This is a genomic window from Rhodococcus sp. C-2 (genome assembly GCF_027854095.1).
Classification (GTDB): Bacteria; Actinomycetota; Actinomycetes; order Mycobacteriales; family Mycobacteriaceae; genus Rhodococcus_F; species Rhodococcus_F qingshengii.
Map to the genome: position 1 here is coordinate 149,139 of NZ_JAQGFI010000007.1, position 16,136 is coordinate 165,274.

Below are 16,136 nucleotides of genomic sequence, written 5' to 3' on the forward strand. Positions count from 1 at the left end.
AGTCCTTCCTCTAGCTGCAGACCTTGAGTGTCGCCTCGGCCAGAATGGAGAGGCCGTGCTCGAGCTCGTCGTCGGTAATCGTCAGTGCGGGAAGCAGTTTCACAACCTGGTCGGAGGGTCCGGAGGTCTCGGCGAGCAATCCCTCGTCGAATGCCAACTGGCAGACCTTGCCGGCGCGCTCGGGCTGTTCGAAGACGAGGCCCTGAACCAAGCCACGCCCGCGGTGCGAGACCTCGCCGGGGAACTGATCGGAGAGGTTGGCGAAGCATTCGCTGATGCGTGCGCCCTTCTTCAACGTCGTCTTGGTGAGGGCGTCGTCGGACCAGTAGTGGTCGAGTGCCACCTTGGAGGTGACGAACGCCGGGTTGTTGCCGCGGAATGTGCCGTTGTGCTCGCCCGGTCCCCAGACGTCGAGTTCACGCTTGAACAGCGTGAGCGCCATCGGCATTCCGTAGCCGCTGATCGACTTGGACAACGTGACGATGTCGGGAACGATTCCGGCCTCTTCGAAGGAGAAGAACGGGCCGGTACGGCCGCAACCCATCTGGACGTCGTCGACGATCAACAGGATTCCGCGATCCGAGCACAGTGTTGCCAGCGCCCGAAGCCATTCGGGGCGAGCGACATTGACGCCACCTTCACCCTGCACGGTTTCGACGATCACTGCCGCGGGGCGGTTGATTCCACTGCCGGAATCATCGAGAACGCGGGAGAACCACTGGAAGTCCTCGGTGACGCCGTCGAAGTAGTTGTCGAAGGGCATCGGTGTCGTGTGCACGAGGGGGACACCGGCGCCCGCGCGCTTCATCGAGTTGCCGGTCACGGAGAGTGCACCAAGTGTCATTCCGTGAAATGCGTTGGTGAAGTTGATGACTGCCGAACGTCCGGTGACCTTGCGGGCCAGCTTCAGTGCAGCCTCGACGGTGTTCGATCCGGTCGGGCCGGGGAACTGGACCTTGTAGTCCAGGCCGCGTGGCTCGAGGATGTTGCGCTGAAAGGTCTCGAGGAATTCGCGTTTGGCGACTGTCGACATGTCGAGGCCGTGCGTGATGCCGTCGCTCATGATGTAGTCGACCAGTGCGGATTTGAGCACCGGGTTGTTGTGGCCGTAGTTGAGGGCGCCGGCACCGGCGAAGAAATCGAGGTAGTCGCGCCCGTTCTCGTCACGAATCCAGGATCCGGATGCGCTGGTGAACACTGCGGGCCAGTCACGGCAGTAGCTGCGAACCTCGGACTCGAGGGTTTCGAAAATGCTTGCTTCGTTGATATTCATATCTTCTTTGTTCCTCCGGGGCATGCTGTATGCCGAGCGCGAAGTGCGCTAGGCGCCGATCGTGTAAAGATCTTCGGCTTCGTGTCCATCGGGAAAATCGTTGGGCGAGAACAAGGTCTGCCTGGTTATCGGTACTTCGCGTCGACGTGCGAGCGCGGTGAAGAGTGCGATCGAAGCCTCGTTGTCGGGGCTGATCGTCGTCTCCAGATGTGTAACACCCAGCGGGGCAGTGCGATCCATCAAGTCGGACAGCATGCGGGCAGCAATTGCCTTGCCGCGCTGGTCTTCGTCGACCGCCACTTGCCACACGAACAGGGTTTCCTGAGCGCTGGGACGGGTATAACCGGAAACGAATCCGACTACGCGGCCGTCTACCTCCGCGACGATGGACGTCGCGCTGAAATCCCTGCACCACAACAGGTATGCATAACTCGAATTGAGGTCGAGCACCTTCGAATCACGTGCGATCTCCCAGAGCCGGACTCCGTCATCGATCTGTGGGCTTCTGAACAACACCGCGTCCGGCGCGGTGGTCGGGATAGCTCTCGTATCAACAGGCTTCATCGGTCATCTGAACGTAACAATCATTGCTGTCGAAGTCATGCAGATGTCCGTTTCGGGCCGTGTGGAACCCGTTGCGCCCCAGGTGAGGACATGAATGTGATGGTGCTCACATTATGTAACTTTTGCCGTTGTCGGAGCGACTATTTCGGGCAAAAACTCGCTATTTCGGGCTTGCGAGCGCCAACGGAAGTACAGAGTGAGCACCAGCCTGTCGAAGTGCGCGCGCGGCCATCGTGAAAGTCCAACCGGTATCGGCGATTGCGTCGACAAGAAGTATTGGTCCCTGATGGATACTCATGTCCGGGACTTCCCAAACATCGACCAGTCCGGACACGCGGTAGGCGGAGTTCGCTGCCGACACCGGAGGGTGGTCGGGTCGCAAGCGAAGGGTGCCCAGGTCGGTCAATCGCCCGACCTCGGCCAACTTGGCAGCCAGGCTCGACACCAACAAAGGATGCGTCGTGGATTCGAGGGCCATGACACCGGTGGGTCGCTCGGCCCAATTCCAGGCGGCCAGAACGCTGATACACGCGCTGACCACCGCATCGGGTACCTCCGCGTCGGGACCGTCGAAAAGCGCGCGGAGACGTTGACCCCAGCCCAGGTCCGACATCCGTCCGAGAATGCGCCCGGTTTCCGGCCCCTCGGTGATCTTCCCGGACAGCTTGACGCCCAGCTTGCTCAGGCCGGTCGGCCACATCTTGCGCGGCTCCAGGTCGAATCCGGGGCGCTGCAAGCGCGCCCGAGTCTCGTCGAGGGCGGCGGTGTCGACAGTGGTGTCGTAGCGATTGCCTGTGCAGTTGTCACAGCGACCGCACTGTGAGTTCTCCGAGGTCAGACCAGGATCGTCGAGTTGTTCACGCAGGAAGGTCATTCGACACGTCGTGATGCTCTGGTACTCGACCATTGCGGCCTGCTCGGCCTGGCGAGCGTCGTCGAGTCGGCCGTAGCGCTCGGCGTCGTACACCCAGGGTTCGCCGGTGCTGATCCACCCGCCCTTGACGCGTTTGACCGCGCCGTCGACGTCGAGGACTTTGAGGACCATCTCGAGACGCGTGCGATTGAGCTCCACCAGAGGTTCGAGTGCCGGTGTCGACGTGGCCTTTTCGGTGTCGAGGTGTTCGATGACGCTGCGGACCAGGTGCTCGCGGGGGAAGGCGACCGAGGCGAAGTAACTCCAGATCTGCTTGTCCTCGGCGCCAGGCAGGAGGATCACGTCTGCCCTGTCGGTGGAACGACCGGCGCGGCCCACCTGCTGGTAGTACGAGATCGGCGACGACGGTGCGCCGAGGTGGACGACGAACCCGAGATCAGGCTTGTCGAAGCCCATCCCGAGTGCCGAGGTGGCCACCAGAGCCTTGACGCGATTACCCAACAAGTCCTGCTCGAGAGATTCACGTTCAGTGGGATCGGTCTGGCCCGTGTAGGCGGCGACGGTATGGCCGCGCTCGGAGAGCAGGCTTGCGAGGTCGCGCGCGGCCGAAACCGTCAGCGTGTAGATGATGCCCGAACCCGGCAGCGTCTCGAGCATGTCGGCAAGCCAGGCAGCGCGCGCCGTCGCCTCCGGAATGTGGACTACAGAGAGGTGAAGCGATTCGCGTTCGAGCCCGCCGCGAAGGACGAGGGTTTCCTCACCGCCGACGCCGAGTTGGGCGGACACGTCCTCGACGACGCGGTTGTTGGCCGTCGCCGTGGTTGCGAGGACGGGAATGCCCTCGCCGAGTTCGGCGATCAAGGTCCTGATGCGGCGGTAGTCGGGACGGAAGTCGTGGCCCCAGTCGGAAACGCAGTGAGCCTCGTCGACTACGACCAGGCCGGCATCAGCTGCCAGGGCCGGGAGCACCTGATCGCGGAAGTCAGGGTTGTTCAGGCGCTCGGGGCTGACCAGAAGGACGTCGAGATCATTGGCTGCGACGCGGGCATGGATGTCGTCCCATTCGGTGACGTTGCCCGAATTGATGGTTGCGGCGCGCACTCCGGCACGTTCGGCAGAACTGACCTGGTTTCGCATCAGGGCCAACAACGGAGAGACGATGACGGTGGGGCCGTGGCCCGTTGCCCGGAGCAGCTTCGCCGAGATGAAGTAGACCGCAGATTTGCCCCAGCCGGTCCGCTGTACGACGAGCGCGCGTTTGCGCTGCACCACCAGCGCCTCGATGGCCGTCCACTGGTCCTCGCGTAGGCGGGCATCCGGCCCCGCGAGTTCGCGGAGCAGCCGCTCGGCTTCGTCGCGCATGGCTGGGGCAGTGGCGGTGGTCATGGACCCCATGGTGCACGACCCTGCCGACACGTGCGGGCTTCAGGCCTTGGCAACAGGTTCCTGCAGTTCGGTGACCCAGCCGTCGACATCCTCCGGGCACGCCAGCGTCACCTCACGGCTGGGGCCGGCATTGAGGTATCCCGCTGCGTCGATCCATTGGGCCAACGCCTGATAAGCGGGCAGGCAGTTGTCCATCGAACCCTTGTGCAGCAGCGAGGCCACGTGCTCTTCGGCCCGCAGGTCCACCACAGCGAACTCGTAGTCGCCATCGGGATTCGCGTCTACCGGTAGCGCCGCATGGACGACGACGTTCTCGTCGTCACCGGCATCCTCGTAGTAAGCGACAGCGGGTCCGATCGCGGCGATACCGGCACGATCCAAACCGGTACAAAGGCGCTCGTACAACCCGCGAACCACCGGGCCGATCGACGACGGATCCATCGTCTTGGCGGTACCGGTCAACTCCGCGACCCGCAGCGCCGGAACTGACTTGATCACAACCTCGTATGCGGACATCTGTCCCTCACTTTCGATGATCCGTAGGCGCGCCTGTACATGCGCCAGTCGCGCGGTGTCTTCCTGGATTCGGGTTTCGAGTTCTGCTCGGCGAAGCGTGAGCATCCCGCGGATCTCGTCGACGGTGACCGCCGACTCCACCACTTGCTGGACCTGGGCCAGAGTCAGGCCCAACTCCTTGAGAGCGACGATGCGGTTGAGCAGCGCCAACTGGCCCGCGGTGTACGAGCGATACCCGGTGGATGCGTCGACCCTCGCGGGTCTGAGCAGACCGATGGCGTCGTAGTGGCGGAGCATGCGCACCGACACACGACCTGCTCTCGCGAAGTCTCCGATGCTCAACATCCTTGCTCGCCCCGTTTCTCTCTCACAAACCCGATACCTACAGGTTTACGACCTCACACGGTGTCAGAGTCAAGCTGTCGGTTCAGGACTTTTTCGATCGCAGCGCGAGTGGGTGACGACACAGACGCGCCGCGGACCGTCGTCGCCAGACTTCCCGCCGTGGCAGCGAACTGCAGGGCGCGGTCCTGGCCCTGCACCCACTCCACGGCGAAGGCGCCGGTGAAAGCATCGCCTGCGCCAGTTGTATCCACGGGTGTCACGGCCGGGGAGTCGGCGTGGATTGTCTCCTCGCCCGACCGGAGATCCGCGCCGCCGGCCCCGAGCGTCGTGACGAGGTATCGGACGCGACCGGTGACCGCGGACAACTGCTCCGACTCGGTCTGGTTGACGATCAGGATGTCGACAGACTCGATCAGGGCGCCCGGAAGGTCTTGTACCGGTGAAGGATTGAGGATGACAGTTGTTCCGTTGGCGCGCGCGTGCCGGGCCGCTGTGGTGACCGTGTCGAGGGGTATTTCGAGTTGGCACAGGAGAACGTCGGCGTGTGCGATCGCGTCGAGGTCTACTTCGGACAACGAGGTGACCGAGGAATTGGCGCCCGGGACGACGATGATGTTGTTCTCCGCGTCCTCGCTCACGGTGATGGCGGCAACGCCGCTCGGGCCGTCGACACTACGAAGCAACGCGGTGTCGACCCCGGCGTCTTGCAGGGTCTCGCGCAATTGGGTGCCGAAACCGTCGTCGCCGACCGCGCCGACGAACGACACGTCCCCACCGGCCTTCGCGGCGGCGATGGCCTGGTTGCTGCCTTTGCCTCCCGCCGCGGTGGCAAAGGCAGTGCCGAGCAGCGTTTCTCCCGGAGCTGGGAATCTGGACACTGACGTGGTCAGATCCATGTTGATACTGCCGACGACGACGATTCGAGGCGTGCTCATACCTCGAGGTTATCGGCCTTCATTCTCTTTCGACGAACCTTGCGGATGATCCGACGTGCTTCCTCGTCGGTGGCGACGGAGGGCGGAGAGCCGTCGAGTGGCTTGCGTGCGGTCTCGGGGATCATCAGGACTGCGATACCGCCGATCACGGCGGCGATCATCATGTACATCGGTGCGACCAAGTTGCTGCCCGTTGCACTTTCGAGGGCGGTGAGCACCAGGGGAGTGGTCCCGCCGAAGATGGAGACCGCGAGGTTGTATCCGATTGCCAAGCCGCCGTACCTGATTCCGGTCGGAAAGAGTGCGGGAAGCACGGACGGGAACACACCGACGAACAGCAGGAGCAAGCCGCCGAGAATTGCGAGTCCCAGGAAGACCGTCACGTAGTTGCCGACGCCGATCAGAAGGTAGGCAGGCAGGGACAGGACGAAGAATCCGATGAAACCGCTGAGCAGCAAGGGTTTACGCCCGACGCGGTCCGAGAACTTTCCGACGTAGCTGATTCCCATCATCATCACGATCATGACGATGATCATCAGAACGAGTCCGTGGGATTCGTCGTAACCCAACGTGTTGGTCAGATACGTCGGCATGTAGCTGAGCAGGCCGTAGTGAGCGATGTTGTACGTGGCCACCAGGACGATGCACAGAACAAGCGGACGCCAGTTGTCGACGAGAGTTTCGCGTAGTTTCTTGCCTGTGGATTCATCTGCGAGGGAGCGCTCTTCGGCCTGCTCCATCATCTGGAATGCGGGAGTTTCCTCCAAACGTAGACGGAGGTACAGGCCGATGAGACCCAGAGGTCCGGCAATGAGAAAGGGGATGCGCCAGCCCCACTGGAGTAGGTCCTCGGCACTGACGACGGTCTGGATGATCGTCACGATGCCCGCTGCCGCCACATATCCTGCCAGAGTCCCGAATTCGAGGAAGCTGGCGAAGAAACCGCGGCGCTTGTCCGGTGCGTATTCGGCGACGAACGTACTGGCTCCGCCGTATTCGCCGCCGGTGGAAAAGCCCTGCAGTAGGCGTAGGAGTACCAGCAGGATCGGGGCGGCGATACCGATGGATTCGTAGCTCGGGATGAGGCCGATGGCGAAGGTGCTGCCCGCCATCAGAATGATGGTGGTGGCCAGGACTTTCTTGCGTCCGATGCGGTCACCGAGTGGACCGAAGAACAATCCGCCGAGAGGGCGGACGATGAAGGCTGCCGCAAAAATTGCAAAGGTAGAGAGGAGTTGAGCGCTGCCGCTCGCGTCCGGGAAGAACACTTTTCCTATAGTGGTAGCTAGATATGCGTAAACGCCGAAATCGAACCACTCCATGGCATTTCCGAGCATCGTTGCCTTGACAGCGCGCTTGACGGACGCATTGTCGGTGACGCAGACATCGGGTGATTCGGCCACTTCGAGAGCGCTGATCGAGTTCTCTGGTGTAGTCATGACATGCGCTCCCCAGCGCAATCATCGAACCGAGCGGGGCACGTACCTGATGCACGCATCTTTTCGTTGCCCACTCGCCGATGAGCCGGTCGGGAAATCGAGCGTCCGCGTGCCCTGTGGCTCGTTGCGACCCCCGTCGCACGGCTCTGGCCCGCGGCAGTGTCCGGAGCCCTCAGGGCTCCGGACTACCGGCAAGTAAGACGCTTACGCTATCAAAGTTGTGCGCGGGAGCCGATTTTCGGGCTAGAAGGCGCGGGCGTACTGCGACGGTATATGCGGTCCTACCTCGGCGTTCAGTTCACGGGCCGCCCGGCGCGCCCAGTAGGGATCACGCAACAGTTCGCGGCCGAGGAGCACCGCCACTGCGCTTCCGTCTTCGACGATCTTCTCGGCCTGTTCGGGTTCGGTGATGAGGCCGACGGCGGCGGCCGGTAGCAGGCTCTCGTTCTGCAGGCGACGGGCGAACGGAACCTGGTATCCCGGCTCCACCGGAATCTTGGCTGCCGGTGAATTACCGCCGGTGGACACGTCGACGAGATCGACGCCGTAGTCGGAGAGGATGTTGGCGAGGGCTACGGTCTGATCCGCGGTCCAGCTGTCGACGTCGAGCCCACGTTCTTCCGTGAGCCAATCGGTCGCCGAGACCCGGACGAAGAGCGGTAGCTCGGCCGGCCACACCTCGCGGACTGCGCTCAGGATTTCGAGGAGCAACCGGATGCGGTTCTCGAAGCTGCCGCCGTAGCGGTCGGTCCGCTTGTTGCTCTCGGGGGAGAGGAACTGATGGATCAGGTATCCGTGGGCCGCGTGAATTTCCACGACCTTGAATTCGGCCTTCAGTGCGCGGGTGGCCGCCGCTGCAAAGTCTGCGACGACCTTCTCGATGCCTTCCGTGGTGAGCTCGACCGGATCGGCAAGGTGACCGAACGGAACCGCGCTCGGGGCAACCGTCTGCCACGAGAGTCGGTCGTCGGCGGGCAGGCTCTTGCCTCCGCGCCACGGAACCTGCGTCGACGCTTTGCGTCCGGCGTGGGCCAGCTGAATTCCGGGCACTGCGCCGAAGTACGCGAGTTGCGCGTTGATCTCGGCGAAGGCTTGCGCCTGCGTGTCGTTCCAGATCCCCAGATCAGCTGCCGATATGCGGCCTTCGGGATTGACGGCCGTCGCCTCGGTGAGAATCAGGCCGGTGCCGCCGATTGCACGGCTCACCAGATGCGTGCGATGCCACTCGTTGGGCACTCCGACCTGGTCGCCGATGACGTCAGCGGAGTACTGGCACATCGGTGCCATCCAGACGCGGTTCGGGATGGTGACGCCGCGCAGGGTCAAAGGCTCGAACAACACACTCACGGATGGCTCCTGACTCGAAGAAGAAGGTCGGTGGGTGCAACAGTGTCGTGCGCCGGAATTGTTCCCAGGCGGTCCGCCTAAATGTTCGCAGGCGGTCCGCCGAAATGTTCGCAGGCGGTCCGCCGGAATGGTCCCGGGTGGTCACAGCCTCGTTCCGCCGAGCAGGCCGTCACGGTGGGTGGTTAATGTGTATTCATGACCGCTGTGACTTCCAACGCAGAAACCGTCGACTCGGACGCGTCGGACACCAAGTCCGTCGTGCACGACGCCGCACGCCGAGCCCGTAAGGCTTCGCGCGTCCTGGCTCTGCTGACCACCGCGCAGAAGGATGCCGCGCTCAACGCCGCAGCCGACGCGGTACTCGCGGCAAGTGATCGGATTCTCGCGGCCAACGCTCTCGATATCGACACCGCGAAGGCGGGCGGCACCGAGGAATCGCTGCTCGACCGTCTTCGCCTGACCGCTAAGCGGATCGAGGGCATCGCGTCGGGTTTGCGTCAGGTTGCCGGACTACCCGATCCGATCGGTGAAGTGCTTCGTGGATCCACTTTGCCGAACGGTTTGGAGCTACGCCAGCAGCGCGTTCCGCTCGGTGTCGTCGGCATGGTCTACGAGGCTCGCCCCAACGTGACCGTCGATGCCTTCGGGCTCACCCTCAAATCGGGAAATGCTGCGCTGCTTCGTGGTTCGTCCTCGGCGGTCAAGTCCAACGAAGCGTTGGTGGCGGCTCTGCGTGCGTCGTTGGTTGATCAGGGACTGCCCGAGGATTCCGTTCAACTACTGCCGAGTGCGGATCGCTCCACGGTCACTCATTTGATTCAGGCCCGTGGCCTCGTCGACGTCGTCATCCCGCGCGGCGGTGCCGGCTTGATCAGCGCCGTCGTGCGTGATGCCACCGTGCCCACCATCGAGACCGGTGTCGGTAACTGCCACGTCTATGTTCACTCGGCCGCCGATCTACTGATGGCCGAGAAGATTCTTCTCAACTCCAAAACCCGTCGGCCCAGTGTGTGCAACACGGCAGAGACGGTGCTGGTCGACGCCGCTATTGCCGAGACGGCCGTGCCGAAGCTGCTCCAAGCGCTCCAGATGCACGACGTCGTCGTGCACGGTGATCTGCCGGGACTGGTTCCCGCGACCGAGGACGACTGGTCGAAGGAATACCTCACCCTCGACGTCGCCCTCAAGGTCGTCAAGGACTTGGACGCTGCCGTCGAGCACATCGACCAGTACGGAACCGGCCACACCGAAGCCATCGTGACGTCCGATCTCTCGGCTGCCCGCGAGTTCACCGCTCGAGTCGACGCCGCGGCAGTGATGGTCAATGCGTCGACTGCCTTCACCGACGGTGAGCAGTTCGGATTCGGCGCCGAGATCGGCATCTCCACCCAGAAACTGCATGCGCGTGGCCCCATGGGGTTGCCGGAACTGACGTCCACCAAGTGGATCGTCTGGGGCGACGGGCACACCCGACCCGCCTGAAAAGTTCACCAGACTTGCCCCACCTCTCAAGGAGTTAACCGTGGACCGAGCACTTCCCGACACGACGCCGTTCTTCTCGACCGTCGACGACGTGATCGAACGGCTGGCCGAAACCGGCTATCTGTCCGACAAGGCCACCGCGACGGCAGTCTTCCTGGCCGATCGTCTGGGCAAGCCGCTGCTCATCGAGGGCCCGGCCGGTGTCGGAAAGACGGAACTCGCCCGCGCAGTCGCCCAGACCACGGGCGCAGAACTGGTGCGTCTGCAGTGCTACGAGGGCGTCGACGAGGCTCGTGCACTCTACGAGTGGAACCACGCGAAGCAGATTCTTCGGATTCAGTCGGGCGGGGCGAGCGGAGCGAGGGGTGATGTCGCGGTCGACCACAGCTGGGATTCGACGAAGGCGGATGTCTTCTCGGAGGAGTTCCTGCTCGCACGTCCACTGCTCAAGGCCATTCGCCGCGAGGACCCGACGGTGCTGTTGATCGACGAGACGGACAAGGCAGACGTCGAGATCGAAGGTCTGCTCCTCGAAGTGCTCAGCGACTTCGCGGTCACGATCCCCGAGCTCGGAACCATTACCGCCACCCGCAAGCCGTTCACGGTGTTGACCTCGAATGCCACTCGCGAACTCTCGGAGGCTCTGAAGCGTCGTTGCCTCTTCCTGCATCTCGACTTCCCGGACGCCGACCTCGAGCGTCGCATCCTCGCAAGCCGTGTGCCGGAGCTTCCTGAAGCGATTGCCGAGCAGCTGGTCAACACCATTCGTGTTCTTCGCGGAATGCAGCTCAAGAAGGTCCCTTCGGTATCCGAGACCATCGACTGGGGACGCACCCTTCTTGCTCTGGGCATGGACACTCTCGACGACGATGCCGTTCGCGCCACGCTCGGCGTGATCCTCAAGCACCAGTCGGACCAGGTGCGTGCCGCCGCTGAACTTCGGCTGAACTGAGGTCTGACATGGCTCCCGCAGCATCGACGTCGCCGCTCTCACCTGGCGGCCTGGCAGCGCCGCACGGGATTCCCGGTCACCTCGTCGATTTTGTCGAGGCTTTGCGACGACGCGGAATCATGGTCGGCCCGTCCGAGACAGTCGACGCCGGTCAGGTCATGTCTGTTCTCGACCTGCTCGATCGTGAAGCGCTTCGTGAAGGGCTGGCATGCTCGCTCCTGCGCAGGCCGACCCACCGGGCGACGTTCGACGCCGTCTTCGACCTGTGGTTCCCCAAGGCGATCGGTGACCGTGCGGTCGGCGACGTCGACGTCACACTGCCGCGCAAGCCAGACGGCTCGATCGACCTGCAGGCCTTGCGTGAGCTCATTGCCGAACTGCTGACAGACGGCAGTGACGAGGCGATGGAGATGACCGAACTCCTGACCGCCGCGATGGTCGAGGAACTCGGGCAGTACCAGTCGAGTAACGGCCCGTCGTTCTCCGCCTATCAGGCGCTGCGTGACGTCGCCCCGGAGACGTTGCTCAACAAGATCCTGCAGGGCCTGCTCGGCAACCAGGAGGGTTCCGGGTCAGAGGGCAAGGACAACTCCGACTATCAGTCCGAGGTCGCCAAGCGCACGGCAGCGCAGCGCATCGCGGACTTCCGCAAGATGGTCGAGAAGGAAACGCGTCGACGCACAGCCGAGAATTTGGGCAAGGAGCGGGTCGCCACGTACGGCGTTCCGAAACTCGCCGAGGAAGTCGACTTCTTGCGAGCGTCCGATGCCGAACTCACCACGCTGAAGAAGAACGTCGCACCCCTGGCTCGCTTGTTGGCCAGTCGTCTCGCCGTGCGTCGCAGCCGCTCTCGCGCGGGTTCGATCGACCTACGTCGTACGTTGCGCAAGTCCATGTCGACGGGCGGAGTGCCGATCGATCTGGTGCAGCGCAAGCCGAAGCGGGCGCGGCCCGAACTTGTGGTGATGTGTGACGTATCCGGCTCGGTGGCGGGGTTCAGCCATTTCACTCTGCTGCTCGTGAACGCTTTGCGTGAGCAGTTCTCGCGCGTGCGGGTGTTCGCGTTCATCGACACGACCGACGAGGTCACGCGGTTCTTCGACTCGAACGCAGACCTCGGATCAGCGATGTCACGGATGGTGCGTGAGGCCGAACTGATCACCTACGACGGCCACTCAGACTACGGACACGCCTTCGGAGTGTTCCAGGAGAAGTTCGCGCAGTCGATCACCAGTCGCACGTCGCTACTGGTACTCGGCGACGGTCGCAACAACTACCGCGATCCCAACCTTCAGTCGCTGTCGCAGATGGTGGCAGTAGCCAAGCACGCGCACTGGCTCAACCCCGAGCCGAAGGGGCAATGGGGAACGGGTGACTCCGCGGCGAAGGTCTACAACGAGGTCATCAGCATGCACGAGTGCCGCTCGGCCCAGCAGCTTGCCGACGTCGTGTCCCGTCTGCTGCCGGTCTGACCCGTAAGCTCGACACTCGTGCAGAAGGGACTATCGGTGGAACGTGCTCGACGCCTAGGAGTGATGGGTGGCACCTTCGACCCCATTCACCATGGCCACCTCGTTGCGGCCAGTGAGGTCGCCGACCGGTTCGGACTCGACGAAGTGATCTTCGTCCCCACCGGGCGGCCCTGGCAGAAGCAGGGGAAGGGCGTCAGTCCTGCCGAGGACCGGTACCTCATGACGGTCATCGCCACCGCCTCCAACCCGCGGTTTTCCGTCTCTCGGGTCGACGTCGACCGTGAAAAAGTGACGTACACCGTGGACACGCTGCGAGACCTCCGGGCCTACCACCCTGACGCCGAACTCTTCTTCATCACCGGTGCCGATGCGCTGGCCAGCATCCTTTCCTGGCAAGATTGGGAAGAGTTGTTCGCATTGGCGAAGTTCGTCGGGGTATCGCGACCGGGTTTCGATCTCAATGCAGAGCACCTGGCCGGTCACCTCGACACCATGCCCGCCGACGCGGTCACGTTGATAGAGATTCCGGCACTTGCCATTTCGTCGACCGAATGTCGGCGTCGGGCAAGTGAAGACCGCCCCGTCTGGTACCTGGTGCCGGACGGAGTGGTGCAGTACATCTCGAAGCGGAACCTGTATCGACCTGTCGACGCGGAGCGCCGCGACGGAGCTACAACGATGTCAGAGCCCGCACCGGGGAAGTCGGAAGCCGTCCCGGGCGCCGAATCGAGCTAGCCGAGAACAACAAGTACTTTCTGAAGACGAAACTGGAGAACATCGAGTGAGCGCAAACACCGAAGCCATCGACATGGCACGCATCGCGGCCTTGGCAGCCGACGAGAAGCTGGCCACCGAAGTGGTGGTGCTCGATGTGTCCGAACAGCTGGTCATCACGGACTGCTTCGTCATCGCATCTGCGACGAACGAGCGTCAGGTCAACTCGATTGTCGAGAACATCGAAGACCGTCTCCGCGAAGCGGGACACAAGCCGGTCCGCCGGGAAGGCACCCGCGAGGGCCGCTGGGCACTGCTCGACTACGCCGACATCGTCGTCCACGTCCAGCATGACGAGGAGCGCAACTTCTACGCTCTCGATCGTCTGTGGAAGGACTGCCCGACGGTCGAGGTCGAAGGCCTCGGACAGAACCGTCCCGGCCCCGCCGACGCCAACACGGTGTTCGAGACCGACACGGTTTCCGAGCCGGACGCGCAGGATCCCTCGCTGTGACTTCGTCGGCGCCCAGTGCGGCGTCGAACCCTGTCCGCCGGCTCATCCTGCTGCGTCACGGACAGACCGAATACAACGCCGACTCTCGGATGCAGGGGCAACTCGACACCGACCTGTCGGAGTTGGGACGCACGCAGGCCAAGAGTGCAGGTCCGGTGATCGCCGATCGCAGGCCGTTGACGATCGTGTCCTCGGATCTGCGTCGGGCGTACTTCACGGCCGTCGCAGTCGGTGATGCCGCCGGACTTCCGGTACTCACCGACACGCGTCTGCGTGAGACACACCTGGGCGAATGGCAAGGCCTGACTCATCACGACGTCGACGAGCGCACTCCCGGTGTGCGATCTGCCTGGCGGGCGGATGCCACGTTGGCGCCGCCCGGCGGCGAAAGCCGAATCGACGTCGCGAATCGCAGCCTCCCCGTAGTTCACGAATTGCTCGAGACGCACCCGGACTGGGCCGAACGGCCCGTGGTTCTGGTGGCGCACGGAGGCTTGATCGCGGCACTGACAGCGGCATTGCTCGACCTACCCGTCGATCGCTGGGCCGTCCTCGGCGGATTGGGAAACACCAGTTGGGTGCAACTCAGTGGACATGGTGACGTCAAGTCGATCGAGTGGCGACTCGACGTATGGAATGCTTCTGCGAGTGTCGCAAATGACGTCCTCTGAAAGTGCCGACGGGCAGCGCCCCGTCCTCCTCGTACTCGCGGATTCGCTGTCGTATTTCGGCCCCAAAGGCGGCCTCGCGGCAGATCATCCACGCATCTGGCCCAACATCGTGGCCGACGAACTCGGCTGGGACGTCGAGTTGGTCGCCCGTATCGGATGGACGTGTCGCGACGCGTGGTGGGCACTGACTCAGGATCCTCGTGTGTGGGCGGCGGTGCCGCGGGCCGGCGCCGTCGTGTTCGCGGTCGGCGGGATGGACTCGCTGCCGTCCCCATTGCCTACCGCGCTCCGCGAGACCATCCGCTACGTTCGGCCACCCGCGCTTCGACGCGTGGTGCGCGAGGGTTATCAATGGCTGCAGCCGCGGCTTGCACCTCTGGGCCGCCCGGTCGCACTTCCGCCCAAGCTGAGCGTCGAGTATCTGGAAAGCTCGCGAAATGCGTTGGAGTACATGCGGCCGGAACTGCCGATGATCGCGACCCTGCCGTCAGTGCACCGCAGCGATGCCTACGCGAGCGTGCACGCCGGCCGGCCTGCCGCGGTGTCCGCGATCACCGAGTGGGCTACGGAGAAAGACGTTCCCGTAGTCGATCTCGCGGATGCAGTGCGTGACAACGTCTTTTCCGAGAACGGCAACCCCGACGGTATTCACTGGGGTTGGGACGGTCATGTCGGTGTAGCCCGCGCGATGATCGCTGCGATTCGCGGGGTGGAGTCGAAGAAAGTGGTTTCGCCGCAACTGGTATCACCGCCGAGCGAAGTCGGGTAGCAGAATGCCGGTCGTCGTCGTCACGGATTCCTCCGCCTGCATCCCGCAGGAGTCGGCCGACGCATGTGGGATTCAGGTGGTTCCGCTCCATGTGCTCCGTGACGGCTGCGACTTGCGTGAGGGTGTCGACGCAATGCCGAGCGACCTGTCAGGAGTGACAACGGCCGGAGCGTCGCCCGCCGAGTTGTCCGAAGCGTATGCACGCGCCCTGGACATGAGCGACGGTGACGGCGTTCTCGCCGTGCACATTTCACGGCAACTCTCGGGAACGTGGGAAGCCGGACGAGTCGCAGCCCAGGAATTCGGTGGCGCCGTCCGGATCGTCGATTCACAGTCCGCCGGTATGGGTTTGGGCTATCCGGCTCTCGAAGCTGCACGCTTGGCCGAGAAGGGCGCTTCACTCGAAGAGGCGTACGGCCGGGCGGTCGACGTAGCGAGCCGTGGGCGCTGCTACATCGTCGTCGACAAACTTGATCAATTGCGTAGGGGCGGACGAATCGGAACCGCGGCCGCACTGCTGGGCACTGCATTGGCGATGAAACCGATTCTGCATCTGGTGGACGGCAAGCTCGTGCTCGGCGAGAAGACACGTACCACCACCAAAGCTCTTGCAAGGTTGGTGGATTCGGCAGTCGAACGCGCCGGTCTCGGTCGTGTGGCGATAGCCGTGCATCACATGCGCGCGCGAGAGCGTGCGGACGGGATAGCCGAACAGTTGGCCGAGCGCATTCCCGATGTAGCGGAATCCGTCGTCACCGACTTCAGTGCGGTTATCGGAGCGCACGTCGGTGTCGGCGCGATCGGTGTTGTGGTGTGCCCGTTGCCGGAGATCGACACGAGCGCCTGATCACTTCTCCACAATCCGCGAGTTCTCCACAGATAC

The 16,136-nt window shown here is 63.4% G+C and carries 15 protein-coding genes; 8 read left to right on the forward strand and 7 right to left on the reverse strand.

The annotated features are described in order from the left end of the window. Positions 1–10: 10 nt before the first annotated feature. The 7 genes from ectB to PCS43_RS16830 form a co-directional block, all read right to left on the reverse strand. Entirely contained in the window at positions 11–1,273 is a 1,263-nt protein-coding gene (ectB, locus tag PCS43_RS16800; protein WP_007731008.1) for a diaminobutyrate--2-oxoglutarate transaminase, read from the reverse strand. 48 nt (positions 1,274–1,321) lie between these two features. Beyond that, a complete protein-coding gene (ectA, locus tag PCS43_RS16805; protein WP_003944572.1) occupies positions 1,322–1,837 on the reverse strand; it encodes a diaminobutyrate acetyltransferase in 516 nt (171 codons plus the stop codon). Positions 1,838–1,997: 160 nt separating this feature from the next. Beyond that, positions 1,998–4,097: a RecQ family ATP-dependent DNA helicase gene (locus PCS43_RS16810; protein WP_030536630.1), complete on the reverse strand. Its 2,100-nt coding sequence runs from the start codon at positions 4,095–4,097 to the stop codon at positions 1,998–2,000. A 39-nt stretch (positions 4,098–4,136) separates the two neighbouring features. Then, positions 4,137–4,958: a MerR family transcriptional regulator gene (locus tag PCS43_RS16815; RefSeq protein ID WP_064113179.1), complete on the reverse strand. Its 822-nt coding sequence runs from the start codon at positions 4,956–4,958 to the stop codon at positions 4,137–4,139. Positions 4,959–5,011: 53 nt separating this feature from the next. Beyond that, entirely contained in the window at positions 5,012–5,893 is an 882-nt protein-coding gene (locus PCS43_RS16820) for a ribokinase (protein WP_064689239.1), read from the reverse strand. After that, a complete protein-coding gene (locus tag PCS43_RS16825; RefSeq protein WP_003944479.1) occupies positions 5,890–7,332 on the reverse strand; it encodes an MFS transporter in 1,443 nt (480 codons plus the stop codon). Before PCS43_RS16825 ends, PCS43_RS16820 begins: the two co-directional genes overlap by 4 nt. Positions 7,333–7,575: 243 nt before the next feature. Then, positions 7,576–8,679, reverse strand: coding sequence for an NADH:flavin oxidoreductase/NADH oxidase (locus PCS43_RS16830; protein WP_070161359.1), 1,104 nt, complete (start codon positions 8,677–8,679; stop codon positions 7,576–7,578). A 195-nt stretch (positions 8,680–8,874) separates the two neighbouring features. Here PCS43_RS16830 and PCS43_RS16835 point away from each other — a divergent pair, with 195 nt between their 5' ends. Genes PCS43_RS16835 through PCS43_RS16870 form a run of 8 tightly spaced genes read left to right on the forward strand, consistent with a single transcriptional unit; the run spans position 8,875 to position 16,100 of the window. After that, on the forward strand, positions 8,875–10,161 hold the full coding sequence (locus tag PCS43_RS16835; protein WP_209909106.1) for a glutamate-5-semialdehyde dehydrogenase: 1,287 nt from the start codon (positions 8,875–8,877) through the stop codon (positions 10,159–10,161). A 40-nt stretch (positions 10,162–10,201) separates the two neighbouring features. Beyond that, a complete protein-coding gene (locus PCS43_RS16840) occupies positions 10,202–11,113 on the forward strand; it encodes an AAA family ATPase (protein WP_003944506.1) in 912 nt (303 codons plus the stop codon). Between the two features lie 8 nt (positions 11,114–11,121). After that, complete coding sequence (locus tag PCS43_RS16845; RefSeq protein ID WP_007731020.1) at positions 11,122–12,585, forward strand: vWA domain-containing protein; 1,464 nt, start codon at positions 11,122–11,124, stop codon at positions 12,583–12,585. An 18-nt stretch (positions 12,586–12,603) separates the two neighbouring features. Next, positions 12,604–13,320 (forward strand): nicotinate-nucleotide adenylyltransferase, encoded by a 717-nt coding sequence (gene nadD, locus PCS43_RS16850; protein ID WP_003944462.1) that lies wholly within the window; start codon positions 12,604–12,606, stop codon positions 13,318–13,320. 46 nt (positions 13,321–13,366) lie between these two features. After that, positions 13,367–13,813: a ribosome silencing factor gene (gene rsfS, locus PCS43_RS16855; protein WP_003944502.1), complete on the forward strand. Its 447-nt coding sequence runs from the start codon at positions 13,367–13,369 to the stop codon at positions 13,811–13,813. Further along, complete coding sequence (locus PCS43_RS16860) at positions 13,810–14,484, forward strand: histidine phosphatase family protein (RefSeq protein ID WP_050654641.1); 675 nt, start codon at positions 13,810–13,812, stop codon at positions 14,482–14,484. Before rsfS ends, PCS43_RS16860 begins: the two co-directional genes overlap by 4 nt. Next, the gene (gene octT / locus PCS43_RS16865; protein WP_019749052.1) at positions 14,471–15,253 is read left to right on the forward strand and encodes a diglucosylglycerate octanoyltransferase; all 783 of its coding nucleotides are present in this window, start codon (positions 14,471–14,473) and stop codon (positions 15,251–15,253) included. The genes PCS43_RS16860 and octT overlap by 14 nt, the downstream gene beginning before the upstream one ends. Before the next feature lie 4 nt (positions 15,254–15,257). Next, the gene (locus PCS43_RS16870) at positions 15,258–16,100 is read left to right on the forward strand and encodes a DegV family protein (protein WP_003944515.1); all 843 of its coding nucleotides are present in this window, start codon (positions 15,258–15,260) and stop codon (positions 16,098–16,100) included. Positions 16,101–16,136: the final 36 nt, after the last annotated feature.